Source organism: Sporosarcina sp. P25 (assembly GCF_002743235.1).
In the GTDB taxonomy this organism is placed as follows: Bacteria; Bacillota; Bacilli; order Bacillales_A; family Planococcaceae; genus Sporosarcina; species Sporosarcina ureae_B.
This window is the reverse complement of record NZ_PDYV01000002.1, coordinates 107,560-133,950: the sequence shown is the minus strand read 5'-3', so window position 1 is coordinate 133,950 and position 26,391 is coordinate 107,560. Positions and strand designations below refer to the sequence as shown.

Sequence of the window (26,391 nt, the reverse complement as noted above, 5' to 3'; positions counted from 1 at the left end):
AAAAAACAAGCAATCCCGATTTTTCTAGGGCTGCTTGCTTCTTTTAAAATATGAAGTTCTATATTAGCGGAGCGATAAAAATAGGGTGATCTGAAAATTTTGCTATTCGTGCTTCACCTTCACGAACCCATTTTTCATCGTATACAATAGGTCCATCTTTATCTTCGGGTGTTTGGAACTGGTCTAGGCCAACAGAAGCTAATACAGGACTGTCATCGTCATCCAATCCAATATTTACTACGTGATTAATAATAAATGGTACGTCAAATTCGATCATGGCACTATCTTCATCGAGTTCCCCGTCAACTACGTGAAAAGGTATTCTTAAGTAGATCGTATCACTACCGTCTTGATTCAAAATGGTATCGAAGTTTCCGCGATCGAAGTCCCAGTTACCTCCCATTTGGATATCATGTTCTATGAGTATGTTACACGCATCTCCAAATAGCGACTTTTTTCCCGGCAAATTTGTTTTAAGTTCGATCATGACATTTCCTCTTTTCTATATGAGTTTTTCTTGTTGAATGTCTGACTGATGATAGTTTTTAGAATACCCTATTTAATCATTTGACAAACTTTTGCATTTTATCGAACTGAAAAATAATTACTTGAATTGTAAGTATGCGCGAGGGCAAATTCCATCAACTAGTGTTTTTCACGTAATAGAAAAGACTACCCAAAAGGATAGTCTAACTTCACTTATTTCATTAGCTTTTTATATCGTTTCAAGCATTCTTCATACGCTTCTTGTACGGTTTTAGCTTGGATGACATCTTGGTCATTTGTAGCAAAGCGGGCTACGGAGTGTTCGTATTGTGGGTCGTAGTAGTGAGTCAATAGCTGTTCTACGGCTTCTGTGAACCGTCCGTTCTCCAGATCTTGTTGAATTTGTACGGCGATTGGTTGATGAATACGTTTGCGAATTCTTGCAAATGCTTCTAGAAACAAATCCGGTTGTTTTTCCGGTTCATACTCGGAAAGGATTTCTTCGACACGTACATTGACTGGTAATCTAATAATCCATTGTGGACTCTGTCCTTTTTTCTCAAACAGTAGTTCCGGCATATGTACTTGTCCTATGCGTTTGCTTTCGCCCTCTATAAAGATATACGGTTCATTTTCATACTTTTCGAGTTTATTTGCAATTAGCAATTCGAATTTTTTCTGGTTGTTCGGCTGAACACCGATTTGTCCGAATATCGAACCACGATGACCTGCCATCCCTTCTAGATCAATGACCGGACAACCGTCTTCCTTCAGCTTATGAAGAATCTTCGTCTTACCGCTTCCTGTATAACCGTTTAGTACGAGCAATTTAGGTTTGATTGGTTCTTGCAGTCGTGCAATGACCCACTGACGATAGGTATGAATCCCGCCACTGATTCGACTAGAGCGGATTCCCATCAATTCCAATACGGTCATTGCAGTTTTGCTTCGCATGCCGCCACGCCAGCAAAACACAGTGATTTGCGTGTCGATTTTCCTAAACTCCGCAATGAATTCGGGTAGCTTCTTAGAGAAGATAGCCAAACCATGATCCATCGCGGCTTGTTTTCCTACTTGCTTATAAAGTGTACCCACTTCCGCACGTTCTTCATTGGTGAAAATCGGAATGTTGATACTACCTGGAATAGTTGCTTCTTCAAACTCTTTCGGAGAGCGTACGTCGACTAATGTATGTGAATGATTTTTCTGTAATTCGAGCGCTTCCGTCAATGCAATGTCTCGTACCATGTAATTTCCCATCTCCTTGATTTACTGCACGATGATTCGACCATTATACTCATCAGTTACTTCTCCAATAATATGTGCATCGACTCCAGCTTCACGCAAGTTCTCATGCAAACGATTTGCTTCATTTCCAGCAACTGCTACAAGCAAACCGCCAGAAGTTACTGCGTCACATAAAATCCATCTGCCGACTTGATCCAATGATTCCGGATATTCGACCATATTTTCTATATGTGCAAAGTTGTTTTTCGTACCACCTGGAACTGAACCGGATTCTGCCAGTTCTCTTGTACGTGGTAAAACAGGAACTTTCTCGTTATCGATTCGCAAGCATACTCCACTACCTGTTGCCATTTCAGAAGCATGTCCAAGCAAACCAAAGCCCGTCACGTCTGTTGAAGCATGAATACTGTAATTATCCATCACTTCAGCAGCAGTTTTATTGAGCGTTGTCATCACTTTTGTAACGTGAATTTCTTCTTCTTCAGATAATAATCCGTTTTTCAACGAAGTGGTCATGATACCTACGCCAATTGGTTTTGTCAGAATCAACACATCGCTAGGTTTTGCTCCTGCATTTGTACGAATCTTATCAGGATGCACAGTTCCAGTTACTTGCATACCAAACTTTGGCTCTTGATCGTCAATGGAGTGGCCCCCAACGAGTACTGCACCGGCTTCTTTCAATTTGTCAGCAGCTCCGCGCAAGATCTCTGTCAAGATACTGCGATCAAGTGTGTGAATGGGAAATGCGACGATGTTCAATGCTGTAATTGGTGTACCACCCATTGCATAAACATCACTGATTGCATTTGCCGCCGCCACTTGTCCAAAATCATATGGATCATTGACAATGGGTGTGAAGAAATCAAGTGTCTGCACGATAGCAGTCGTATCATTTATCTTATATACACCTGCGTCGTCGCCTGTATCCAATCCAACAAGTAAATTAGGATCCGCGAGACCAGGAGGCAGTGTACGAAGAACTTCAGCTAAATCAGCAGGTCCTATTTTACAACCACAGCCTCCTTTTGAAGATAATGAAGTGAGGTTTATAGAAGATTTTCGCATTACGGATATCAACCTTTCAATTTGTAGTTCCTTAATTTTACCATAGAGTTTGCATTCTACATCTGTTGGGCACTTGAAAATCATCCGGCGAATGAAAAAAAGACTACGCTTTACGGCATAGTCTTACATGTTACAAATCTATTATTTCACGTATATTACATACCAATGGTCGTCTTGTCTCTCAATATATTCCCCAATCCAACCTTCTTCCAGCAATTTTTGTTGCTCTTCAGTATTCTCCATTAGAAGAGATTTTTGTTGCGAAGTCTTTTCACAGAAAGGCTCTTGAAGATCCTTGAATAAAATATAACGAAGTTTATGGCCATATTTAACTTTGAGTCCTTTAATTCGTAAACCCAGTGCAAATTTATCTTTCAAGCTCGGGATATTAAAAGGTGCAACAGTTGTACAAATATAGCGATAGCGATCTTTCTTTACATGTTCCATCAGCCATTTACCCAATGTCGTCTGTAATCCGTTTCCCCTAAAGTCTGGATCCACAGCTGAAATCTCCGAGTACAGCACATTGGATAATTCGTTTTGTGATATTCCCACATCGCTTCCTAAATGCTCATCGTCTTCACCAGGATCCAACATGGCACGGAAAGCGACGAGACGACCTTCTACGAAAGCTCCCGCCATTATGCCATTGCCGCGTAAGATATACACAAACTCTTCATTCGTTAATGATTGCAGGAATTCCGGTTGCTCGAGAACAGCAATGACCCGTTCTTGTAAAGCTACAACTTCTGGCAACTGATCTTCAGTTAGAAGTGAAAGTGATGCTTGCAACGTCATAATGACACCTTTTCTTTACGCACTGTCAATTCTTCTAGAGCTTGCTCATCTACATCGATACCCAATCCAGGTTTTTCATTGAGTTCAATAAACGGTACATCATAGTGCAGATTGCCGACGTCTTTACTGAATTTCAACGGCCCAGTCAATTCTACACTTGTCATCGCTTTTTGTGAGAAAGCTACATGGAAGCCCGCTGCAGATCCAATAGACGACTCCACCATCGATCCAACCTGACATTCCATACCCGCCATCTCAGCCATATGTGCAAGCTTCATTGCAGGATACATACCCCCACATTTCATGAGTTTGATATTCACTTTATCTGCTGCACGCTTTGCGATAATTTCACGCATTTCGCGCACTCCACGCAATCCTTCATCTACCATTAAAGGTGTCGCGATTTTCGATTTGATTTCTACCATTGCATCGATATCATCCGCTATTACTGGTTGCTCGAGCCAATCCAGATCACAGCTTTCCAATTGCTTCATTGCTTGTAATGTCGTAGAGCTGTTAACCCAGCCTTGATTGACATCCACACGGATTGCGATTTCTTTCCCTACGCGCTCGCGCACTGCTTGAATTCGCTTGACGTCTTCCACTGCATTGGTACCGACTTTCATCTTTAATGAACTATAGCCCAATGCTACACGTTCGGCAGCCTCTTGTGCCATATGTTCAGGTGAAGCGATACTTAACACATGTGTAATCGGAAACTTCTCATGATAACGTCCACCTAGTAAATCATAAGCGGGGATACCGTACGCCTTGCCTACTGCGTCAAAGCACGCCATGTCAAGCGCCGCTTTTGCTGTAGGCACACCATAGATTGCCTGATCCATCACTTCATGAATTTTCCCAAAGCGACTTGGATTTTCACCAAGTAAAATAGGAGCAAGTGTATGGCGGAGTACAGCAAATGTACCTTCCCAACTTTCCCCTGTTACATGATCGTCCGCTACTGCTTCACCGTACCCAACATGCCCAGTATCTGTCGTCATTTTTACAATGATAGATGGCATATCACTATACGATGCATAGCTGATCACAAATGGTTCATAGAGCGGTAATCTAATCGCAAACACTTCAATTTCAGTTATTTTCATTATTTCTCTTCCTTTCCTATTGGCAGCATTTCATCTGTATTGTATGATTGTCGTTAAATAGTCGTTAATTAAAAGAGGGGGTCCCATTATGAAGGTTACCATTGCATTGATCGGCTCACAAGAATTTTGTCGGCAAGCAGAGAGTATTATGTTGCCCCATACTATACGAATTGATTACTATCGATACGACAGGCCGTCTGATGCTCCTTATCTACTACAGACAATGAAACCTTGTCACGCCATTTTGTTCTCTGGCTCCTTGCCTTACGAGGCGTCCAAACAAGTTCTTCAGACCATCTCAATTCCAGCATTTTATATCCAACAAAATGAACATACAATCGCTGTCACTTTATTATACCTTGCTTCAGAAAAAAATATGGCAATTCATGATATTTCTATAGATATAAAAGAACGAAAACATATCGAACAGATCCTACAAGATATCGATCCTTTCTCTTCCATACAAAAGCCTGCTATACATGAACTGCAATCCAACAGTGATTTACAAGCGGTTGTGAATTTTCATATTGAGCATGTTACAAGCGGAAAGTCAAAAATGGCAGTAACTAGTGTGCATGCCGTATACGATCAATTACAAGCGGCAGGCATCCCATCATTTCGAATGCTCGATCCTGCAAGCAATATTTTACGTGCACTAGAACATGCAGTCCAACAAGCAGATTTTGCAAGAAGCGAAGCAACTAAGGTCGCTGTTGGAGTACTACAAGTTCATCAACCTAAGAAACTTCCTCAGGACGCCATAGAAAAACTGGCTAACTACTTGCAGGCGCAATGGATAGAAAAAGAGGACAGCTTCTTTTTCTACACTACCCTAGGCACCATCGAATTTATTTTCGCGTTAAAAGCCTTCGTCCAATTCTGTGAATCGCTTCAACCTGCATCCACGTTGTCTTTTGGATTAGGACTAACAACGGTAGAAGCAAGTGACAATGCGATCAGTGCACTGCAACTCTGCAAACAAGCGGTTAACAAAGGAGTCTTTATGCTAGATGAACATAAGAACCTACACGGTCCTTTGCCTGCAACAAAGCCGTCAGTTGCCATGAAGTTGGACAACCCAGATTTGCTTACGATCAGTGAAAAGACTACATTGAGCCCTGCAGTCATTTCCAAGCTAACGCAGTTTGATGAATTCAGACAATCTACCCCATTCACCGCTAATGACTTGGCAGGGTATTTAGCCGTCTCCAGAAGAACTGCTGAACGGACAATTAAAAAGCTAATGGAACAACAATTCATCTATACGGTTGGCGAAGAAATGACTTACAGCCAAGGAAGACCACGCGCATTGTACAAAATGAAGCTTACGATTTATTAAAAAAGCAAAGCCGTTAATAACTCGGCTTTGCTTTTTTAATTATTCAAGTTGCGCCTCAAGTTCCAACTTCGCTTCTTGCTCATTCATTTCCACAATTTCTTCAGATGTCATTTTGACAATAGAAAAACCGGTTAAAGCATAGATAATCGAAATCAGAGGTACAGCGAAATTCAATATAGCGTATGGGCCGTATTCTACTACACTGACACCGAGCGTACCAAATATAAACACACCACAAGTATTCCAAGGAATAAATACGGATGTAAGTGTCCCACCGTCTTCCAGTGCACGCGACAGGTTCTTCGAGCTCAATCCCATATCTTTATATGTCTTACTAAACATTCTGGAAGGTACAACAATCGAAACGTATTGTTCAGAACAAGTGGCATTGGTCATGACACATGCACCAATCGTTGAAATAATTAATGTAGACGTCGACTTTACCACTTTCAGCAATTGCATCATAATTGCCCGTAACATACCTGAATACTCAAGAATACCACCGAAGGTCATGGCCACAATAGTCATAGAGACGGTATACATCATACTATCTAAGCCACCGCCATTAAATAGTTTATCAACTAGCTGGTTGCCTGTCTCGATTGCGAAACCACTTTGCAGAGCACCGAGCGCATCTGCAAAAGTCCCCGATTGAATAGTTACTTGCGCTAAAAAACCTAAAACAATTCCAATAATCAATGCCGGTACTGCAGGAATCTTCATTGCGACCATTACGATGACTACCAATGGAACTAGCAATAGCCAGGGCGATATAACGAAGTTCTCTTGCATGACTTGGGACGTTTTTGCAATCGACGTCAATTCAGCTTCACCCGATCCAAATTTTCTTCCCAAGAATGTAAACACAGCCAAAGCTATAACTAATCCAGGAATCGTCGTATACAACATATGTTTAATATGATCGAACAAATCCGTTCCTGTAAGACCTGCGGCTAAGTTGGTTGTGTCCGATAGTGGTGACATCTTATCTCCAAAGTACGCGCCAGAAATTACAGCCCCCGCTACCATACCAGCAGGAATTCCCATACTTAAGCCGATACCCATACCTGCTACACCGATTGTTGCCATTGTGGACCATGAACTACCGATCGCTAAGGAAACGATAGCACAAATTAACGCAATCGCAACAAGGAACCAAGATGGTGTAATGATTTTCAATCCATAAAATATCATCGTAGCGACAATTCCACCGCCCATCCATGAGCCAATCACTAATCCAACGAGCATAATAATGATTACTGCAGGAAGTGCTAAGCGAATTCCCTTGTACATCATTTCTTCGATCTCTTTCCAAGAGAAACCATGACGCCAAGCGACAAGAGCTGCAATGGAAGTACCTACTATTAACGGCATATGCGGACCTTGCTCTAGTTTTACCACCGTTACAATCATAACCATAATCATTAATACTAGTGGCAGGATCGCCCACCAAAAACTTATATCCTTTTTCTGTCTCTGTGTTTCCATGATTTCCCCCACCAATCTCCAGATAATTCTAAACTGTCGCTATACTGTCGTTTAACTTATAGTAAGCGTTTCCTGAATTGCTTGTCAATGCAAATTTTGTAAGCGTTTTCGAAACATGCTTTTTGCACATAAAAAGACAGCCGCACTTGGCGACTGTCTTGTAAATATTTGTCTCACTTATTCATCGATAATACTAATTTCCCCCTGGCATGTCTCGTCTGTGTCTTTTTTAAAGCTTCAAACCCTTCAGCAAAAGGATAGACTTCCTCTATGACCAGTTTCATATCATTATCTGCAATGTGCTTCACCATTCGGCTCAGTTCATTACGTATATCCAATTGATGCGATACTATTTCTACTGACACTCCGCGCTCAGAAGGTACTTGATCACCCGAAATACTGGTGACATGTCCACCGTCTTTCACTACCTTCATACTGTCTGTCGTCGTTTTTGACTGTACTGCAATGGCTGCGTCCACGCCTCCAGGCATCCAGTCAGTAATCTGCTGTTGCCAATTTGCATCGCGATAATCTACTGTAAAGTCGGCACCCAGCTCCTTCATATACTGATGATTCCTTTTCGAAGCTGAACTTGCCACTACATATCCCTTTTCTTTTGCTAATTGAATCAAAAATGTACCAATCGCACCGGACGCACCAGCAATGAATATAGAATTCCCAGACCGAAGTGGCAGTGGCTCAATTGCTTTTAATGCCGTATTGCCAGCTACCGGAATAGCCGCTGCTTGCTCAAACGTCATATTTTCAGGGATACGGAAGCCGAGAGAATCTTTATGGACCGCTACGTATTCTGCCCACGTTCCGCCTTTTGGCTGCAGCATGCTGATAAACGCAATCCGGTCGCCTTTTTCATAGGACGAAACAGAACTTCCTACTTCTTGTACCACTCCGGCGGCTTCGATTCCAATTGTGTACGGATAAGAAATATTCTGTGGCAGAAAGTATTCATCATGTATTCCTACACCTATTGCCCGAACTTCAATCAGAAGCTCATCATTATTTATTTCCGGAACAGGGACTTCCAATAAAGCAATGTCATTTGTTTTTGCACTCTGTTTAACAATCGCTTTCATATTATCCTCCCCTTCTATTTCATACTAAGTTAATCTTACCGTTTCTCTTCCATTAATTCGAAGAAATCAGCTCCTATGTAGAATACGTTTATAAAACTTCACAAACGGGAATAATATAAAGTACTTACAAAAATGGGAGGCGCGCTGCCATTGACAGCTAATATACAAAAAACTGATTCTATAAAATGTATAACGGAATACGATACGTTACGCCGAGTCATTTTATGCCCGCCAGAATTTATGGCGATCGATGAAGTCATTAACGAAGTACAGAAAAAGTATGAAGATGAAAATATCGATATACAACGTGCAATGAGTCAGCACGCAGAATTTGAAAAGCTCTTGAAAGAAAATGGAGTGGAAGTCATCACGCTCCCTACTTCTGAAAAATACCCTGAACAAGTTTTTACACGAGATATCGGATTCACGATCGGCAATGATGTATTCATTGCCGACTTAGCTGCAAATATTCGAAAAGGTGAAGAAATCACACTCAAAGAATGGCTGGTTGCGCAAGATATTCCCTATCAGTCCGCCACCGATCGAATGGAAGGTGGCGACATTATCGTCGACCGTGATACGATCTATATCGGTATCAGCAGCCGTACATCCGTGGAAGCGGTCAGTAAACTCGAAGAAAAATTGCCTGATCATAACATTAAGCGAATTCCGTTCGATGGGCGCTACTTACATTTGGATTGCGTATTCAATCTTCTGTCATCCAAGAAAGCACTCTACTTCCCTGCCGCTTTTGATCAGCAAACAATCGATCTGTTTGCTGCTTCCTATGAGCTTATTGAAGTAGCCGAGGATGAACAGTTCTCACTTGGTACGAATGTACTTTCAATAGGCAACAATAAATTATTCAGCTTGCCTCAAAATGAAAAAGTGAATAAAGACTTACGTGCACACGGTTTTAAAGTCATTGAGGTCGACTTTTCTGAAATCATTAAATCAGGCGGTTCGTTCAGATGTTGCTCGATGCCTGTAGAACGCGGTTAAAGAGAAAGACTGAAGTCAATCACCACACTAGTTAGTGTGGTGATTATGCTTCAGTTTTTTTATTCGAGTACATCTATATAGTAGTTTTGCTCATCATTCAGCTCAGGTATATCGAGCTCAATTGATTCAGGAATCGACAAGTGAATTGTCATGACACCCGACACGGTACCCGAGGAATTCCCATGTGTTTTTTCTCCTGTAAACTGATTCAATATGTTTGAGTCGTGGTAAAACGTATACTCCAAATGATTTTCTGGTTGTGTAGGAACAGACATGGAATTGCTATCCCAAACAGGCAGTTTAATGTTGAGTTGATCAGATAAGTCGTAATATATACTGTCATCCTCATTAAACATCAGCATCAGTTCAGGGGAATAGACTGTTTCTTCGATTGTCCGACTAGCGTCAGATGTGCGCTTTATCAAAATATACGCACCCGTGAAAGAAGGGATGGAGAATTTCCCTTCCACTTCATGCGATCGTTTAGCCAAGACCAAGTTTTCAGGAATTGGTAATTCTTCTACTATCGCATTGTATAGATCAAATCCAACTTCATTCGCCACTACTTCAGGAGGATTTACGCCCTCCACTTGCCGTTCCATCGTTTCTGCTACAACAAGTCCGATCATCAGCAATACGAGGTATCCAGTAATCAGCTTCCAATGAAATGATTTTTTCATCCGCATTCTCCCCATATTCCTTGTCACCATAATAATTGTCAACAACCCAAGAAGCAGAACTACGGGTACGAGTATAGTAAGAAACATCAAGGATTCCTCACCTCCAAACGATTTGTGACAAAGAAGCTGATAGCAAGCAGAACAACAATTGTTCCTACTATCTTTAACGTGAATAATAGAATCGACGTTTCTCCATAAAAGAAGTACAATAATCCACTATCTTGATTATCCGACACGGCAAATGTACTCCGCGTGAATGCATACCAGATCACTCCAAACAGTGCGATAAACAGTTTGCTTAGTTGAATTAAAGAGCCTAACGTATAACCGATCAGCATGAGTAACAGTGTATAAGCCGTCATAACAAAAATACGTGAAAAGAAATCCACTGGTGAAGATAATAATCCAGTCGTTTCAATAATCATATTATCTCTGAACATCGCGATAATTTTCATAACTGAACCAAGTAAAACAGTCGTCACACCACCGAGTAATGCAGCAGTACAGAAGAAGTAGAAATTGGCCAGTTGAAACGTCAAACGGTTCGTTACGAATGAAAAGGATTCATTCCGCTGTGCAGAAGATGTCAACAGGAAGCCGACTATGAATGCCCAGAATAGTGTCAGCCCTACCTGCCCATCATTCGATATGGAAGTGAAGTTGAAGGAGATCGGCTCTCCCCAATCATTCGTGGAGGTAGATGTAAATGCTCCGCTTATAAATATAGTTGCTATAATTTGCAGTATAATCAACATCGTAAATAATGTACCGTTGGCATTCAGTTTGAATAAAAACTGTCGTTTTGCGAGCTCATTAACGCTCCATTGCGTCGAAAACATCATCTACCCCTCCTCTCGTCTGACCCGTCATTGCAAGATAAGCCTCACTTGCCGAAACGGCTGACACGCGTATTCCCGCCTGCTTTAGTTCAGTCCGTTCCGCTTTTGTATGTTCATTATCAACAATCCACTCTGTCAACGGACCTGCAGAGGATCGATGAATAACAGCATATTGATTCGCGTACTGTTTCAATACGCTTTCTTTACCTTTTAATGAAATAAATTTCTCTTGCAGTTTGGTTATCGAACCATGAAATGCAATCTCTTTTCCTTCTATCAATAAGATATCCTCCAGCAAGTCCTCCATCTCTTCCATGTGGTGACTCGATAAAAGAATGGTTCGTGGATGCGCCAGATAATCTTTCAGGAGCGCGCGATAGAAGTCTCTGCGCGCTCCGGCATCCATTCCGGTAATCGGTTCATCGAACATCGTCAATGGACAACGTGCCGCGATTCCGACAATCGCATTAAATGTACTGCGTTTTCCTTTAGACAGTACGCGATGGTTCAAAGTCAATGGCAGTCTAAAGTATTCGAGTAGGCACCCAGCCAGTTCACCGTCCCAATTTTCGTAGAAGCGATTAAACTCTTCCAATAAATCCTCTAGCGTCAACGCATCCGGAAAGCCCATCATGTCATCAACAAAAATCATATTCGCAGAAACAGAAAGGCTATTGAAGGGACGTTCGCCGAACACGCGCAATTCTCCGCCTGACTCTTTGATGAAACCCGCAATCATCTTCATGAGCGTCGTTTTCCCTACCCCATTACGCCCCACTACACCTGTAATCACATTTTCACGAATCTCTAAATTTAATTGATCCAATACGGTAATGGATCGATAGCTTTTCGTTACGTTTTCCAAAGTAATTGTCTGCATCATGACCTCTCCTTTCGCTCTGCTTGAATCAATTCGATAAGCTGTTCATCTTTCAAACCAAGCAATGCAGCTTCATTAAGCAACTCCTGTACCAGTCGTCGCAATGTGCCGTCTTTACGTTTCGTCAACAGTTTATCGCGTGCATCCGCAGAGACAAATGTACCGAGCCCTCGTTTTTTATAGATAAGTTCCGCATCTAGCAAGATGCTCAGCCCCTTTCCTGCAGTCGCAGGATTGATATTGAATAGCTCCGCCAACTGATACTGCGAGTACACTTTATCATCCGCTTGTAACGTACCATCAATAATTTCTGTCTCTAACCATTCTGCAATTTGTATATAAATCGGCTTCTCTCCATCCATCTCAAGCAAGAACTTCACCACCTTCAGGCTACCCAGTGCATTACTGTTGTAATGTACTATACTTGTTTTTGAAGTATTTTGCAAATGAACACAAAAATGATGCAAAGCGCTAGGCCTTGCATCTGAAAGTATAAAAGGATCAATTAGCTAAAACACCTACTAACCATACATATGTTATTACTGTAATGTATGCAAAGTTTCTCCTTCTTTTTTAGAAGTCAGCGGCGTTGCATCCTTGGAAGAAACTAATGGAATCGCGCGTAGGAAGATCGTGACAATGACTGCTACTATCATAATGCCTGCACCGGCAAAGAACGTTGTTGTCAATGCATCACTGAATACATCCTTGACCGAAGCGATCATGTCTGCCGCCACACTTTGCAATTCTACCGGCAAACCATTTTGAATTGCTTCTAGTTTTGGTTGATTCATCAAAATTTCCGGATTCATTAACTGCCCTAGTTGCTGCGCTTGTTCAGGCGGTATTTTTGACGTATCGACCACACTGCCTTCTTCAGCGAGCATCTCTTTTATCCCGGAGGCCATTCGTGAACTCATGATAGCTCCTAAAATCCCGATACCCATCGTATTGCCGAGTGAACGGAACAGTTGGGAAGACGCGGATGCGACGCCGAGCTGTCGTAAGCTGACAGCGTTTTGTACCGTTAATGAGAAAACGGGCATACTTGCTCCAAGTCCAATGCCAATAATACATAGATACACAATCATCACATACACTGGCGTAGTAATCGTGATCGTCGACAGTAAAAAGATCCCCACTGTCGTAACGCTTAAGCCGATAATCGCCAGTCCTTTATATTTACCAGCCTTGGTCATATAGGCTCCCGCAAAGGTGGTAGCAAATACCATGAAAATCGACATCGGCATCATAATGAGCCCTGAACCGCTTGGTGAAATCCCTTTTACTCCTTGAATGAAGAATGGTGTATAAATCATGACACCCATCATGCCCATTCCAAGAAGGAATCCAGCGAGATTCGAAATCGTTACGATATCATTTTTAAACAATGACAATGGAAGTACAGGTGTCTTCACTTTTGTCTCTGTAATTATGAAGGCAATCAATGCCACCACAGTCAATGCGAATAAACTGAGAATCTGCCAGGAAGACCAAGCAAATTTCCCTGCTCCTTCCCCCGCTAAACTGAATGACATTAACAAAGCAACAATCGTGACCGTTAGGAAGAATGAGCCAAAGTAATCGATAGATTCCCCTTCACGACGCGGAACTTTTGGGAATAGCTTGAAGATCATTGCAAACGCAATAATTCCAAGCGGCAAGAACACCCAGAATACCCAGTGCCAGTCAAGATTATCTACAATATACCCACCCATCAATGGGCCTAAGACACTTGAAATGCCAAAAATACCACTCATTAAACCGGTCCACTTTGCCCTTTCACGTGGTAAATATAAATCACCGACCGCAGTAAACGCGGTAGACATGATCATACCCGCACCAACTCCCGTAATCCCACGGTACACGATTAGTTGGAAAATATCAGCGGATAGACCAGATAAAAATGCGCCTATTACGAAGATCCCGATACCGCCAAGCAGAAACGGTTTTCGTCCATAAATATCAGACAGTTTCCCTACCAATATAGTAGCTACCGCCATCGTCAGTAAGTAAATCGTTATCACCCATGTATAATAGTCCAAACCGCCAAGTGTCGCAATGATTCGTGGCATCGCAACACCGATAATCGTTTGATTGATCGCAGAGAAAAACATTGCCGTCATAATCGCAATCATGATGGTTACTTTCTGTTTATCATTCAAATCGTTCATATATTGTTTTCCTCTCTAATCGTAGTGATGACACTGGATGCTTCTTCGAACGTATCAATGAATTGCTGTAGCTCTTCTTCCGTTAAATGCGCAAATACGGTCTTCATCGTTTGTCGACCTTGCGTCCGTAATTCCGACATAGTCTCTCTGCCTTTGTCTGTTATTTTCAGATAGACAACGCGACGATCTTTCTCATCACGAAATCTTTCTACATAACCGTGTTCGATCAATTTGTCAGAGGCACTTGTTACCGCTCCTGCCGTTAGATTCAGGGCACTTGCCAGTTCAGACATACGCATCGTGCCACGGCGTTCCAAAGTAAAGACCAAGTGTGACTGCGAACCAGGAAAATGCTCGTCAAAAATCTTCTTCCAGATCTGCCCCATATTCCGTGTCACTTGCCAAAACAATTCCTCGAAACGGGAAAACAACTCTTTTTCATCTGCCACTGGCCATACCTCCAATATATAATTTAATCGCCGAATACTTTAATGGTTAAAGTATAATGCTCAAAAAATATGTTGTCAAATAATGATTTAAATGAATAAATAGATCATCTTATACACATCCTATCTACTTACACTGTATGTTAGGAGTGAATAAGATGAATACAGTAAAGGATTTTCCTATTCAACAAAACAGATTATTGAATGTGGGCTTTCTATTAGCTTGCCTTTGTTTATTAGACGCCCTATTCACTGATTACGGTTTGCGAACCGGCCACATAGAGGAAGCTAATCTGTTTGTCGCATTTATGTATGAAACAAGCATTTTTTTGTTTTATGCCGTCAAATTAGGTTTGCCGCTACTGCTTTTATATCTGCTAACCATTCGATCGTCGGGAGTCGTCGTGCGCATTACCTTGACGACTGCCTTATTTCTTTATATTGCTGTGTTGTTCATTCATATTTTTTGGTTAATTGTAGTGGCGTTTTGAAATGATAGTATCCTTCCTGCAAACCGTATGTATTGTATACTGTATATATGAATATGTGGAAAGAAGGGAACTTATTGAACATTTCTCCAACATTACGAACGTTGGCAATCGGGTTGCCACGTACTTTGCAGACAATGAGTGGAAAAGAATTTGTCAGCGCTATATGTAAACAAACATCTGCGGAAGTCTATCTTTCTAAAGAAGGTTTTCAAGGTGATGGGATTGCTGATACGAAACATCATGGTGGACCTGATCGCGCAGTCTGTATCTATCCGGGGGAGCATTACACTTTCTGGGAAAAAGAGTTCTCCTGCATATTGCCCTCTTCTACTTTCGGAGAAAACCTCACAGTGGACGGGATGCTAGAGGAAGACATATGCATCGGAGACATTTTTCAGGTAGGTGAAGCCATTATTCAAGTAACGCAAGGTCGGGTTCCTTGCAGCACAATTAGTAAGCGTACTGGCTTGCCTAATCTGATGAAAGAGATGGTCAACACTGGATTCACAGGCTATTTATGCCGTGTCGTGAAAGAAGGAATTGTTCGTTCAGATTCTGCAATTACTTTGCTTCAACAAGATCCAAACGAAGTTTCCATCCTCTATGCAAATGAAGTGTATTTTCAGCGCCCTAAAGATGTGGAAGGATTGAAGCGAATTTTAGAAGTCGATGCACTGGCTAAAGAGTGGCAAGACATGCTGATGAAACGGCTAGAGAAGCTCGAGAATATCTAAATAAAAGAACTGACACTACGATAGTTACATATCGTCCGTCAGTTCTTTTTTTGTTTATATGAGCTGTTTGACCAATTCACGATTTCGTTCCTTGAAGAGTTCATTGTGAGAAGATACCATACCATTTTCATTTGCTTCGGGATCAATATAGAGTTTGGCGCAGTTCACAGCATTCGCTGCATCCTGAAATGCCCCTGCTATTAAATGTAGTTTGCCTTTATGGCTCAGTACATCCCCTGCCGCATACATTCCCTCTATAGACGTAGCACTCGTGCACGTTCCGGCAATCTGTTTATGTTCCGTTAGTTCAACACCTAGTTGCTGGTCGCCAATTAACGAAGTATCACGCTCGTAACCGTGATTAATGATGACTTCATCTACAGCTATCGTGGTAACTGTTTCTTCTTCATTGTCTCGTAGCTCCACTTTCTCAATTGAACTATGATCCGCAGACGCAATGAATCGAGATATATTCGTATTAAAGTGACAGACCACACCACTCTCAAAGAGTTGTCGCACTTGCGCTTCATGGCCGTTTAAATTCTCTTTACGATAAGTTAGGTACACTTTCTTAGCGATCGGTTGCAGTTCATTGGCCCAGTCAATTGCCGCGTTCCCACCGCCTGAAATCAGAACGGTCTTTCCTTTGAAACGTCCCAAAGATTTTACCGTGTAGTTCAAATTCGACACTTCAAAGCGTTCTGCGCCTTCCACTTCAATCTTCTGTGGATTCAAAATACCTGTACCTGTTGCTACTATTACGGTTTTGCTGTAATGAATAGTACCGGATGAGCCATGTAATGCAAAATGCTTGTCTTCTATTTTCTCGATCTTCACTATTTTCTCATTGAGCACGACTTCCGGATCAAAAGTTAACCCTTGGGCCACAAGCCGTTCAATTACCTGCGCTCCTGGTGCCGGTGTCATACCGCCAATATCCCAAATCATTTTTCTGGGTAGACATGGATCTTTCCACCAAGTTGCTGCTGGTATTCAATGATTTTCGTCTTCATTTCACGCAATCCACTATAAAAAGCAGCATATAACCCCGCAGGTCCGCCGCCGATAATTGTTACGTCCAGTAGCTGATCTTGTTTCATTCCATCTTCTCCCTTATAAATAATTATTGACATCGCTTGCATTTCAATTTATAGTTCTCATTGTACCGATATTGATAATCATTATCAATGATTACTTAGTAGGAAAGGTTTGATTTCACGAAATGGTTCGCTTGTATACAGAAAATCTACAAGTTTCATACGATGATCACCTGATTGTTAAAGGGTTATCGGTTCAAATACCTGACAAGAAAGTAACTGCTATTATCGGTGCAAACGGATGTGGCAAATCAACGTTTCTAAAAGCGGTCACGCGCTTAATTCCGCATCAATCAGGAGAAGTGATAATAGATGGCGGAAATATTGTTAAACAAAAGACTAAGCAGCTCGCGCAAAAGATGGCTATTCTTCCTCAGACACAAGAAGCTGCCAGCGGTTTAACAGTTGGTGAATTGGTATCCTACGGTAGATTTCCTTACCAGAATGCAATGGGACGTTTAACACCGCGTGATATGGATGTTATCAACTGGGCGCTCGAGGTCACCAATACGACTGATTTCAAATACCGTCAAGTCGATGCATTATCCGGTGGTCAACGCCAGCGTGTTTGGATCGCGATGGCACTTGCCCAGGAAACAGATATCATCTTCCTAGATGAGCCGACTACCTATTTAGATATGGCACATCAACTAGAAGTGCTAGAGCTATTGCAAAGGCTTAATGAAGAGCAACAACGCACCATTGTCATGGTTCTTCATGATTTGAATCAAGCAGCACGTTTTGCCGATTTCATCATTGCCATGAAAGATGGAGACATTGTATGCGCAGGCGTGTGCGAGGACGTAATACGGCCAGATATACTGCGAGAAGTATTTCGAATTGATGCCGAAATTGGAACGGATCCAAGAACGGGCAAACCGTTATGTATCACATATGATCTACTAAAAGGAGACGAATAACTGTTGAAGAAAATTCTATTACCTGCTCTTCTGCTTTTCGTACTTGCGTTAGCAGCTTGCGGCAATAAACAGGAAGAACCTGCGAAAGAAGATACACCTGCAAAAGAACAAGGAGCAAGCGACACGATTACTTATGAATCAGAAGAAGGTCCAGTGGAGGTTCCCGCAGATCCACAACGGGTTGTGGTGTTATCTAGTTTTGCCGGTACTGTACATGAATTTGGCGTGAATTTGGTGGGAGCTGAGTCTTGGTCAAAAGATAATCCAAGCTTTGATTCATTTTTGAAAGATGTAGAAGAAGTGTCGGACGAAAACATTGAAAAGATTATTGAACTGGAGCCGGATTTAATTATTGGACTTAACACTATTAAGAACATTGATAAACTAAAAGAAATTGCCCCTACTGTTACGTATACATACGGAAAAGTAGATTATTTAACACAGCAAATCGAAATCGGTAAGTTATTGAATAAGGAAAAAGAAGCGACAGAATGGGTAGATGCATTTAAGGCACGTGCGCAGCAGGCAGGAAAAGACATTAAAGCCAAAATTGGAGAAGATACGACAGTTTCCGTCATCGAAGAGTTTGACAAACAAATTTACGTCTTCGGCGATAACTGGGGAAGAGGAACGGAAATCCTCTACCAGGAAATGAAACTGGCTATGCCTGAAAAAGTAAAGGAAATGACTGAGAAAGACGGATATTATGCTCTTTCTGCAGAAGTTTTGCCTGAATTTGCCGGGGACTATGTCATCTTGAGTAAAAGTGATACAGGAGATAATTCATTCTTGGAAACGGAAACATACAAGAATATTCCTGCCGTCAAAAATGATCAAGTCTACCAGGTAAACACAGCAGAATTCTCTTTCAATGATGCCTATACACTTGATAATCAGCTTGATTTCTTCATCAAAAGCTTTTTAGGAACTAAGTAATCAAACAAAATGGGTTCTTCATTGAAGAACCCATTTTGTTATGACAAGAAAGGAGCGGATGAATAAAATGGATAAACCCGTTAAAAAAGCTATACCATTTAGTTTTAAATTATTTGCTAGCACGATACTTTTACTAATTAGTTTCCTATTTGCCGTGAAGCTTGGTGCCGCTCACACTTCATGGCGAGATGTCTACCTTTCATTCACGTCAAACCAAGAGGATACTATTCTAATCCTGAAAGAGATCCGCTTTCCGCGTGAAATAGGTGCTGTATTTGTAGGTGCGGCTTTGGCCGTATCAGGGGCGATCATGCAAGGCATGACGCGAAACCCATTGGCTGATCCGGGGTTGCTTGGACTGACTGCCGGGGCAAATGCCGCATTAGCCATTGCGCTTGCATTGATTCCAACTATTAACTATTTCGGCATCATGACAGCTTGCTTCATCGGCTCTGCTGTCGGTGCGCTGATCGTCTTTGGTATTGCTTCCGCGAGGCGAGGCGGCTTTGCACCTATTCGGCTAGTCTTGGCAGGCGCAGCCGTCTCTACATTTTTATTCGCTATTGCACAGGGCGTTGGTTTGTATTTTAAGATTTCGAAGGACGTGGCAATGTGGACGGCTGGCGGATTGATCGGCACTTCATGGGGACAATTGCAGACCATTGCGCCAGTCATCATCATAGGTATTTTCGTCGCATTCGTACTTTCACGTCAGTTGACATTATTGAGTCTGAATGAAGAAGTAGCGATTGGACTTGGACAAAATACAGTGAAAATAAAAGTCTTGTTGTTTATGGTTATTATCTTATTAGCAGGAGCCGCTGTGGCTTTAGCAGGTAACTTAGCATTTGTCGGTTTAATGATTCCACATATTGTCCGTGCAATCGTCGGAACAGATTATCGATTCATCATCCCCATTTCCGCTATTTTAGGTGCAACTTTTATGTTGCTAGCGGATACGGTTGGACGAATATTACAAGCACCGTTTGAAACGCCTGTTGCTGCATTGATTGCAATCATCGGATTACCGTTCTTTCTCTTAATCGTACGCAAAGGAGGTCAGGCATTCTCATGATACTTCCACATATACGGAGAAAACAAAGAATTCTTTTGGCATGCTTCATTGTATTGATTCTCTTCCTGACAACTCTTGCACTTGGCTTAGGATCTGCTTCTATTGAATGGAGCCGGCTAGTCCCTACTCTTCTTGGTCAAGGCACTTTCAAAGAAGAGTTTGTACTGTTTTCTATTCGCCTCCCACGAATCATCATTACGTTGTTGGCCGGTGCCGCGCTTGCCTTGTCAGGTGCTATTTTACAAGGAATCACACGTAATGACCTTGCTGATCCCGGTATCATCGGGATAAATTCTGGTGCTGGAGTCGCTATTGCACTATTTTTCTTATTTGTACCGATCGAGGCTGGCGCGTTCACTTACTTATTACCGTTAGTAGGATTTGGGGGAGCCCTCATCACTTCGGTTTTAATTTACCTTTTTGCTTACAATAGAAAAAACGGACTACAGCCTATGCGCCTTGTACTAGTGGGTATTGGGTTTTCAATGGCTCTATCAGGTGTGATGGTCGTATTGACTTCTTCCGCCAAGCAAGAGAAAGTCGATTTTATTTCAAGATGGATAGCCGGGAATATTTGGGGAACTGATTGGCCTTATATTTGGGCACTGGCACCTTGGTTGCTCCTATTGATCCCGTTCGCACTATTTAAAGCACACCGGCTCGATATGCTTGGTTTGAATGAAGCTGTAGCGACGGGAATTGGTGTGTCGCTTGGACGGGAGCGTCTAGTGCTATTGCTGACCGCTGTAGCTTTAGCTGCATCCGCTGTGTCGGTTACAGGTGGTATCGCGTTCATCGGTCTGATGGCGCCTCATATCGCCAAATCCCTAATCGGTCCACGCCATCGAATGAATTTACCTATTGCGATCTTGCTCGGCAGTTTTCTTCTGTTGTTAGCAGACACAATCGGACGAAATATCTTGGAACCGAGTGGTATTCCAGCGGGTATTATCGTTTCATTGATAGGTGCACCATACTTTTGCTATTTACTATTGAAGAAATAAAAATGCCAGAACTACCCGCTTTGGGTGTTCTGGCGATCACTAATTCCATCCTTATTGTCTATGCATTATAATAATCATATATTGTTCCATTTAAATTTAATTTACAAGCACAAGAAAGTATGTTGAATAGTTAACTGTTTGTTACGTTGTCTGCTCCCAAAGTTTCATCACCGGTTATTTTTCTAGACGCGGAAGGAAGATCCTCCCAATATACTGCTTTCACGATCTCTTCCGATGAATGTTTAGTCATTAAACTTACAATAACTAATCCCATTATAGAAGCCAAGAGTCCAGGCACTACTTCATCGAGTCCTGTATTAAAAAATGGCCATATGACAGTGACAAAACCAGCTACTAACATACTGGCAACGATACCCCGTGCTGTCGTCCTTCTCCAGAACATCACTGCCAAAAATGGAAAGACAATTGTAGTTGCGGAAATTCTTAATGCCCACTGATAAACACTGATGATATCTGTCATGAAGTAAGAAACAATTAATGCCAAAACAGAAATTATTACTACACTAAAACGAGCAACAAACATCATTTGCTTACCTGAGGCATTAGGATTAATCATACGAAAATACAAATCTTGTGCAATATTGGAACTGCCTTGAAGTATAAATGAATCTGCACCTGTCATTAATGCAGCTAGTAAACCTACAATTACGATGCCTCCAATTGCCGGATGTAATAAATCAACAGTTACATACGAAAATATTAAATCAGCATGAATATCCGCTGGCACAAATTGACGAGCTGTTACACCGATTACAAAAGGAAATATACTAATAATAGATGTTATAACATAACCCGTTATTCCTGCTCGAATAGCAACCTCTTCGTTTTTCGATGCAAAAATCCGTTGCCATGTTGATTGCCAGATTAGGTAGAATGGAGCTACTGTCAATGCAAACATTAACACCTCTCCAATTCCATGGGGACCAGCAGGAGATAAATACTCTATCGGCGTTTGGGCTAGCACACTTGAAATGCCGCCACCAAACTTTAGTGCTGCAAATGCCAGTATGAACAAACCAATTACTAGGATAAAGCTTTGTAATGCGTCTGTGACGATAGCAGCTACTAGACCACCGAGTATTGTAAAGCCAAGAATCAGTGCAAACGATAAGAAGATTCCTACCTTTACGTCAATATGAAAAACTATACTAAATACTGTACTCATTCCAACAATTTGAAGTGCTGTAGCAGGAACCGAATAAATAAAAGCAGATAATACTGATGGTATAATCCCTGTTTTAGAACCAAACCTTTCGCCAAACAAATCTGCCATCGTATATAATCTCTGTCTTCTAAGCGGTTTACTAAAAACGTAAATTAGTAATATACTCGTCAGATAAGCTGGTAAAGCAAACTTAAAATAGCCGGACATGCCTACAGTAAAACCCATTCCTACCCAACCAATAAAAACTGCTGCTCCCACATTCGTACTGATTGTTGTGCCTACTATACTCCAAAACTTCATATTCCAACCTGCTATTAAGTAGGAGTCCGCATCTTTTACCTTTGTAAAGTAATAAATACCGATAGCAAACATTGCTATGAAGTATACTGATGAATAAGTTACATACCAAGCCATTTACATTCCTCCATTTATCAAGTAAGTCCACTATAGGTATCTGTTATTTCATGGCTTCTTATAAGCTAATTCACCATCAATAATTGTCATTTCTACTATAATATCTTTTATTCTCATAGGATCAATTTCCACAGGATTTTCGTTCAATACTACAAAGTCTGCTGCTTTCCCTACTTCAATACTACCTACCTCATCCTCTTCAAAATTCAGCTGAGCACCATAAATCGTCATTGATTTCAACGCAGATTCCACATCTATCTTTTGATTTTCACCTAAGACTTTTCCGTCTCGAGTAACGCGATTGACAGCTACCCAGATAGAGAATAACGGGGAGATGGGTGTGATGGGACAGTCAGAATGAAGTGTATAAAGCATATCAAGATCCTTAGCATCGCGTAATGCATTCATTCGCTTAGCCCGCTCTGGTCCCAAGAAGATATCACGGTGGCGATCACCCCAGTAGTAAATATGATTTATGAAGAATGAAGCTGCGATATTTAACGACTTCATCTTTTTCAAATCTTCTCCTGTTGCTGTTTGGACATGTTCTATACGATGACGATGATCACGCTGTTCCCCATTATTGATAGCGCTTTCATAGGATTCTATAATGGAATTTATTGCACGGTCTCCATTACCGTGTGTAGCAATTCTAAAACCTCTTTGATGGAAGTCTAACACATAATCATTTAATTGTTCCTGCGTGTATATTAAATCTCCATACAGCTTATCATCGCAGTAGTACGGTTTCCGCAATGCACCTGTCAGCCCTTGGATTGAGCCATCTTGAAATAGCTTTGCACTATCTAACTTTGCACGGTCATTTGTCTTTTTCCGGATTTCCTTATCAAGTTCTACAGCAGTATATTCACTAAACACTCCGCCTTTTTCTAACAGATAACTTAATATCATGAGACGCATTTTCATAGGATTCGCCTTTGATTGAACAGCCAGTATATGAGCATCAAATTCTCTCTCAAGCAAATGTAAACCTACTCCTGCATCTGTATTGGTTGTAATACCCTGCGCAAGATAATCAAGAGCTCCTTGTCTTATCAGTTCAACTATTTCTTCAGTACTTGGTATTGGCACGAAGTCAAATACTAGATCCATAGCTCCAGGTTCATATAGCACTCCTGTAAGTTCACCGTTCTGATCCTTTCCAAAATAACCGCCATCAGGTTTTGGTGTATCCTTATTCACCCCGGCAAGCTCTAAAGCAACCGTATTAGCCGCAGCTAAGTGGCCTGAAATATGTCGAATGAAAATCGGATGAACTGTACTTATTGCGTCTAAATCCTCTTTAGATGGATGTCGTTTTTCATCGAGCATGGTATCGTCATATCCATATCCTAAGATCCATTCTCCTTTTTCTTTAACCGAGCACTCTTTAGTCACGCTGGCTTGTATATCTTTTATACTTTTATGTAAAGGCGATGAACAGTTTACTTGGGCCTTATTCTGAGAATACATCAGCAAATGATTATGAGTGTCTATAAAACCCGGCATTATAGTTTTACCATTCAAGTCTATTTCCTCTACTTTTTCCGCCCGCATTATTTTCTCTTCAGGTGGTTTTTCTGCATCCCATATACCCGTTATACGTCCCTGATAACTCGTAAGCGAACGCCCCTTGGTGCTATCTTTATCAAGGGTTAAAACCGTGCCATTGTGAATAATTAAATCGGCTTTTATCATGTTGTCATCCTTCCCATTTAAGTGAATTTAATGAGTGTCGAATAAATCAACCAACGAATTAGTAGTGAAAAAATACGAATGGCTTATCTATTTTCAACGTCAAATAGTATAATTCTCAACTCATCATGTTGTCCGTACCAGTTAAGAATTGTTTATATACTAGCATAAGTAAAGATTTGTGTACACTATATATTAAGAATAATATAATATATTAAAATATTCTATAGATTCTTTCTCTTTCCTTGTTCAGACCCCCATTTATATCCATATAGGAAACTTCATTTGTGCTCATCTACAAAAGATGATTTCAAAGAAGTCTTTTTTGCAATTTCCGTTATTCAACTAATTTACCAATATACGGAGGTGTGAAATGAATTCACCTTTCTCTTGATAGCTTAATGTGAAAAGAATACATATCAGCTTTACAATTAGCGATATAGTATTCAATCAACGAACCTTTCGTATCCGTCAAAAACCTTTCCGTTTGCAGAGTATTATCTGATTGGTTAATTCCTAATAACTCTGTATCTTCACTATTCAAAGTGTTGCTCGTTATAATCTGTTCCGCTTCTGATAATTGAATATGGAGTTCATTTTCTAGCAAATCATAAATTGCACCATTAGCAATGTCGAGCCCTGCCAACTCTCTTCCTATATCCACAGGATAATAATGAGTTTCAATGGCTAATGGAGTTTCATCAGCATACCGTAGGCGCTTGATTACATACATTTCAGCCTCATCTGTAAAGTTTCGAACCGGTTCTGGAGTTTTCACAACCATATGCTCTATTAACTTCGCCCCCGGCTTCATGCCCATTTGATTAATTGTTTCAGTCATACTGCTTAAAGATCCTAGCCAGTCATGTATTGGTTTTATCGATATGAACGTTCCTTTACCATGTTTCTTTTCCAGCATACCTTCCCTAACTAGTTGGGACACAGCCTCTCTTACTGTAGCTCTACTTACATCATGTTGTTCTGTTAGCTCTCTTTCACTAGGGATCTTGTCTTGATAAAGACCTTCTTCGATAGAGTTCTTGATTATTTCTTTAAGTTGAACGTGTAGTGGTAATGGACTATGAGGATCTAATTTCATACCACACTTTCCTTTCTCATCGGTTTATCAGACAACTATATTTCTAATAGTTGTCTGGTAAATTCCGTTATTTAGTATATTGTATGGACATTTTATAGGCTCGCAATCTTTACATTCCCCTATCTTGCTTCACATAACGTATCAGTTCTTTTTCCCGCGCAGAATGTATCTCCTCAGTAAACGAAGTATTCCACTCATAATACCCCTTACCTGTTTTACTACCGAGCTCCCCCTCTTCCACTAATTCCTGCATACTAGCTGCGGATTGGTGTGTATTCGATAAATCCTTATATAGATAATTCGATATGTCTGTGTAAACATCCAGGCCACCCATATCCGCCGATAAGAAAGGACCTGTGACAGATAATCTTCTACCAATACTGTAAAGAACCGCGGCATCTATATCTTCTTTTGTCGCAATTCCTTCTTGTAGAATATGCTGTGCTTCACGCAACAAAGCGAATTGTAGACGATTCCCTACAAATCCGGGTGCTTCTTTTTTCACTTCGATCGGCTTTTTATTTAGCCCATTCATTAATGCCATCGAACGTTCAACTGTCTCGTCGTTTGTTCTCGCTCCTCTAACTACTTCGACTAATGGAATCAAATGCGCCGGATGCCAAAAGTGTGTGATGACCGTACGTTCAGGATGTTTCGTTTGAGCCGCAATGTCAGTTGGACTGATTGCCGAAGTATTACTTGCCAGAATCACGGATGGATCGCAAAGCTCGTCGAGTTGTTTGAAGATTTGTTGCTTCAACTCGAGACGTTCAGGCACTGCTTCGATAATGAACGTAGCATCTTTCACCGCTTCATCAATTGTTGTTACTGTAGTTATTCTGTCTGTCACTGATTGTACTTCTTCAACCGCCAACAAGTCATTATCCCTTAGCACTTGCAACTTACTTTCAATACTTGTAAGCGCACGCTCTAGTTCTTCAATGGCTATTCCATACATCGTTACATCGTATCCCGCCCACGCAGCACTCAATGCAATTGAATGACCCATTGTACCGCATCCGATAATTGCTATTCTTTCCATCACCTTGCCCCCAATTCTGTTATCCAAATGAAAAAGACGACACCTTT

25 protein-coding genes and 1 pseudogene are annotated in these 26,391 nt (G+C 41.2%); 8 read left to right on the top strand and 18 right to left on the bottom strand.

All coding sequences use genetic code 11. The features are described 5' to 3' along the window. Nucleotides 1-58 precede the first annotated feature (58 nt). From CSV70_RS02405 to CSV70_RS02385, 5 genes are all read right to left on the bottom strand, one after another. Nucleotides 59-487 carry a YugN family protein gene (locus tag CSV70_RS02405; protein WP_085132157.1) on the bottom strand — a complete coding sequence of 143 codons (429 nt, stop codon included), beginning with the start codon at nucleotides 485-487 and terminating at the stop codon, nucleotides 59-61. A 212-nt stretch (nucleotides 488-699) separates the two neighbouring features. Continuing rightward, on the bottom strand, nucleotides 700-1,734 hold the full coding sequence (gene mnmH, locus CSV70_RS02400) for a tRNA 2-selenouridine(34) synthase MnmH (protein WP_099628477.1): 1,035 nt from the start codon (nucleotides 1,732-1,734) through the stop codon (nucleotides 700-702). A 21-nt stretch (nucleotides 1,735-1,755) separates the two neighbouring features. Further along, on the bottom strand, nucleotides 1,756-2,802 hold the full coding sequence (selD, locus tag CSV70_RS02395; RefSeq protein WP_099628476.1) for a selenide, water dikinase SelD: 1,047 nt from the start codon (nucleotides 2,800-2,802) through the stop codon (nucleotides 1,756-1,758). Between the two features lie 141 nt (nucleotides 2,803-2,943). Further along, nucleotides 2,944-3,600, bottom strand: a complete 657-nt coding sequence (locus CSV70_RS02390) for a GNAT family N-acetyltransferase (RefSeq protein ID WP_099628475.1) — start codon at nucleotides 3,598-3,600, stop codon at nucleotides 2,944-2,946. Further along, a complete protein-coding gene (locus CSV70_RS02385) occupies nucleotides 3,597-4,709 on the bottom strand; it encodes a mandelate racemase/muconate lactonizing enzyme family protein (RefSeq protein ID WP_099628474.1) in 1,113 nt (370 codons plus the stop codon). Before CSV70_RS02385 ends, CSV70_RS02390 begins: the two co-directional genes overlap by 4 nt. Before the next feature lie 88 nt (nucleotides 4,710-4,797). Here CSV70_RS02385 and CSV70_RS02380 point away from each other — a divergent pair, with 88 nt between their 5' ends. Continuing rightward, nucleotides 4,798-6,048, top strand: a complete 1,251-nt coding sequence (locus tag CSV70_RS02380) for an HTH domain-containing protein (RefSeq protein WP_099628473.1) — start codon at nucleotides 4,798-4,800, stop codon at nucleotides 6,046-6,048. 39 nt (nucleotides 6,049-6,087) lie between these two features. Here the strand turns inward: CSV70_RS02380 and nhaC are convergent, their stop codons facing one another. Continuing rightward, on the bottom strand, nucleotides 6,088-7,536 hold the full coding sequence (nhaC, locus tag CSV70_RS02375) for a Na+/H+ antiporter NhaC (protein WP_085132163.1): 1,449 nt from the start codon (nucleotides 7,534-7,536) through the stop codon (nucleotides 6,088-6,090). Between the two features lie 173 nt (nucleotides 7,537-7,709). Beyond that, nucleotides 7,710-8,630, bottom strand: coding sequence for an NADP-dependent oxidoreductase (locus CSV70_RS02370; protein ID WP_099628472.1), 921 nt, complete (start codon nucleotides 8,628-8,630; stop codon nucleotides 7,710-7,712). Nucleotides 8,631-8,780: 150 nt separating this feature from the next. On the opposite strand from CSV70_RS02370, the gene CSV70_RS02365 reads away from it, so the two are divergent. Beyond that, a complete protein-coding gene (locus tag CSV70_RS02365) occupies nucleotides 8,781-9,632 on the top strand; it encodes a dimethylarginine dimethylaminohydrolase family protein (RefSeq protein ID WP_369822330.1) in 852 nt (283 codons plus the stop codon). 59 nt (nucleotides 9,633-9,691) lie between these two features. Here the strand turns inward: CSV70_RS02365 and CSV70_RS02360 are convergent, their stop codons facing one another. From CSV70_RS02360 to CSV70_RS02335, 6 genes are all read right to left on the bottom strand, one after another. Next, the gene (locus CSV70_RS02360; protein ID WP_099628470.1) at nucleotides 9,692-10,312 is read right to left on the bottom strand and encodes a hypothetical protein; all 621 of its coding nucleotides are present in this window, start codon (nucleotides 10,310-10,312) and stop codon (nucleotides 9,692-9,694) included. Between the two features lie 86 nt (nucleotides 10,313-10,398). Beyond that, nucleotides 10,399-11,151, bottom strand: coding sequence for a hypothetical protein (locus CSV70_RS02355; protein WP_099628469.1), 753 nt, complete (start codon nucleotides 11,149-11,151; stop codon nucleotides 10,399-10,401). Beyond that, a complete protein-coding gene (locus tag CSV70_RS02350; protein ID WP_233191747.1) occupies nucleotides 11,126-12,031 on the bottom strand; it encodes an ATP-binding cassette domain-containing protein in 906 nt (301 codons plus the stop codon). The genes CSV70_RS02355 and CSV70_RS02350 overlap by 26 nt, the downstream gene beginning before the upstream one ends. Continuing rightward, nucleotides 12,031-12,393, bottom strand: coding sequence for a GntR family transcriptional regulator (locus tag CSV70_RS02345; RefSeq protein ID WP_099628524.1), 363 nt, complete (start codon nucleotides 12,391-12,393; stop codon nucleotides 12,031-12,033). The genes CSV70_RS02350 and CSV70_RS02345 overlap by 1 nt, the downstream gene beginning before the upstream one ends. Before the next feature lie 177 nt (nucleotides 12,394-12,570). After that, nucleotides 12,571-14,205, bottom strand: coding sequence for an MDR family MFS transporter (locus CSV70_RS02340; protein WP_099628467.1), 1,635 nt, complete (start codon nucleotides 14,203-14,205; stop codon nucleotides 12,571-12,573). Further along, nucleotides 14,202-14,654: a MarR family winged helix-turn-helix transcriptional regulator gene (locus CSV70_RS02335; RefSeq protein ID WP_085132167.1), complete on the bottom strand. Its 453-nt coding sequence runs from the start codon at nucleotides 14,652-14,654 to the stop codon at nucleotides 14,202-14,204. The genes CSV70_RS02340 and CSV70_RS02335 overlap by 4 nt, the downstream gene beginning before the upstream one ends. A gap of 155 nt (nucleotides 14,655-14,809) precedes the next feature. On the opposite strand from CSV70_RS02335, the gene CSV70_RS02330 reads away from it, so the two are divergent. Together CSV70_RS02330 and CSV70_RS02325 are read left to right on the top strand one after the other, a co-directional pair. Further along, the gene (locus CSV70_RS02330) at nucleotides 14,810-15,142 is read left to right on the top strand and encodes a DUF5658 family protein (protein ID WP_085132168.1); all 333 of its coding nucleotides are present in this window, start codon (nucleotides 14,810-14,812) and stop codon (nucleotides 15,140-15,142) included. Between the two features lie 53 nt (nucleotides 15,143-15,195). Further along, a complete protein-coding gene (locus tag CSV70_RS02325; protein WP_099628523.1) occupies nucleotides 15,196-15,876 on the top strand; it encodes an MOSC domain-containing protein in 681 nt (226 codons plus the stop codon). Between the two features lie 54 nt (nucleotides 15,877-15,930). On the opposite strand, the pseudogene CSV70_RS02320 reads toward CSV70_RS02325, so the two are convergent. Next, nucleotides 15,931-16,976, bottom strand: a pseudogene (locus CSV70_RS02320) (NAD(P)/FAD-dependent oxidoreductase). Nucleotides 16,977-17,098: 122 nt separating this feature from the next. Here CSV70_RS02320 and CSV70_RS02315 point away from each other — a divergent pair. The 4 genes from CSV70_RS02315 (at nucleotide 17,099) to CSV70_RS02300 (ending at nucleotide 20,908) form a co-directional block, all read left to right on the top strand. Continuing rightward, nucleotides 17,099-17,893 (top strand): ABC transporter ATP-binding protein, encoded by a 795-nt coding sequence (locus CSV70_RS02315; protein WP_099628466.1) that lies wholly within the window; start codon nucleotides 17,099-17,101, stop codon nucleotides 17,891-17,893. Between the two features lie 3 nt (nucleotides 17,894-17,896). After that, a complete protein-coding gene (locus tag CSV70_RS02310) occupies nucleotides 17,897-18,829 on the top strand; it encodes an iron-hydroxamate ABC transporter substrate-binding protein (RefSeq protein WP_099626656.1) in 933 nt (310 codons plus the stop codon). A gap of 67 nt (nucleotides 18,830-18,896) precedes the next feature. Continuing rightward, complete coding sequence (locus CSV70_RS02305; protein ID WP_099628465.1) at nucleotides 18,897-19,904, top strand: FecCD family ABC transporter permease; 1,008 nt, start codon at nucleotides 18,897-18,899, stop codon at nucleotides 19,902-19,904. Beyond that, complete coding sequence (locus CSV70_RS02300; protein ID WP_099660787.1) at nucleotides 19,901-20,908, top strand: FecCD family ABC transporter permease; 1,008 nt, start codon at nucleotides 19,901-19,903, stop codon at nucleotides 20,906-20,908. Before CSV70_RS02305 ends, CSV70_RS02300 begins: the two co-directional genes overlap by 4 nt. A 130-nt stretch (nucleotides 20,909-21,038) precedes the next feature. Here the strand turns inward: CSV70_RS02300 and CSV70_RS02295 are convergent, their stop codons facing one another. The 4 genes from CSV70_RS02295 to CSV70_RS02280 all read right to left on the bottom strand — a co-directional run bounded on the left by CSV70_RS02295 (nucleotide 21,039) and on the right by CSV70_RS02280 (nucleotide 26,344). Continuing rightward, on the bottom strand, nucleotides 21,039-22,508 hold the full coding sequence (locus CSV70_RS02295) for a sodium:solute symporter family protein (protein WP_085132174.1): 1,470 nt from the start codon (nucleotides 22,506-22,508) through the stop codon (nucleotides 21,039-21,041). A gap of 48 nt (nucleotides 22,509-22,556) precedes the next feature. Beyond that, a complete protein-coding gene (locus CSV70_RS02290) occupies nucleotides 22,557-24,206 on the bottom strand; it encodes an amidohydrolase (protein WP_099628463.1) in 1,650 nt (549 codons plus the stop codon). A gap of 376 nt (nucleotides 24,207-24,582) precedes the next feature. After that, a complete protein-coding gene (locus tag CSV70_RS02285) occupies nucleotides 24,583-25,302 on the bottom strand; it encodes a GntR family transcriptional regulator (RefSeq protein WP_085132176.1) in 720 nt (239 codons plus the stop codon). 109 nt (nucleotides 25,303-25,411) lie between these two features. Beyond that, on the bottom strand, nucleotides 25,412-26,344 hold the full coding sequence (locus CSV70_RS02280) for a 3-hydroxyacyl-CoA dehydrogenase family protein (protein ID WP_099628462.1): 933 nt from the start codon (nucleotides 26,342-26,344) through the stop codon (nucleotides 25,412-25,414). Nucleotides 26,345-26,391: the final 47 nt, after the last annotated feature.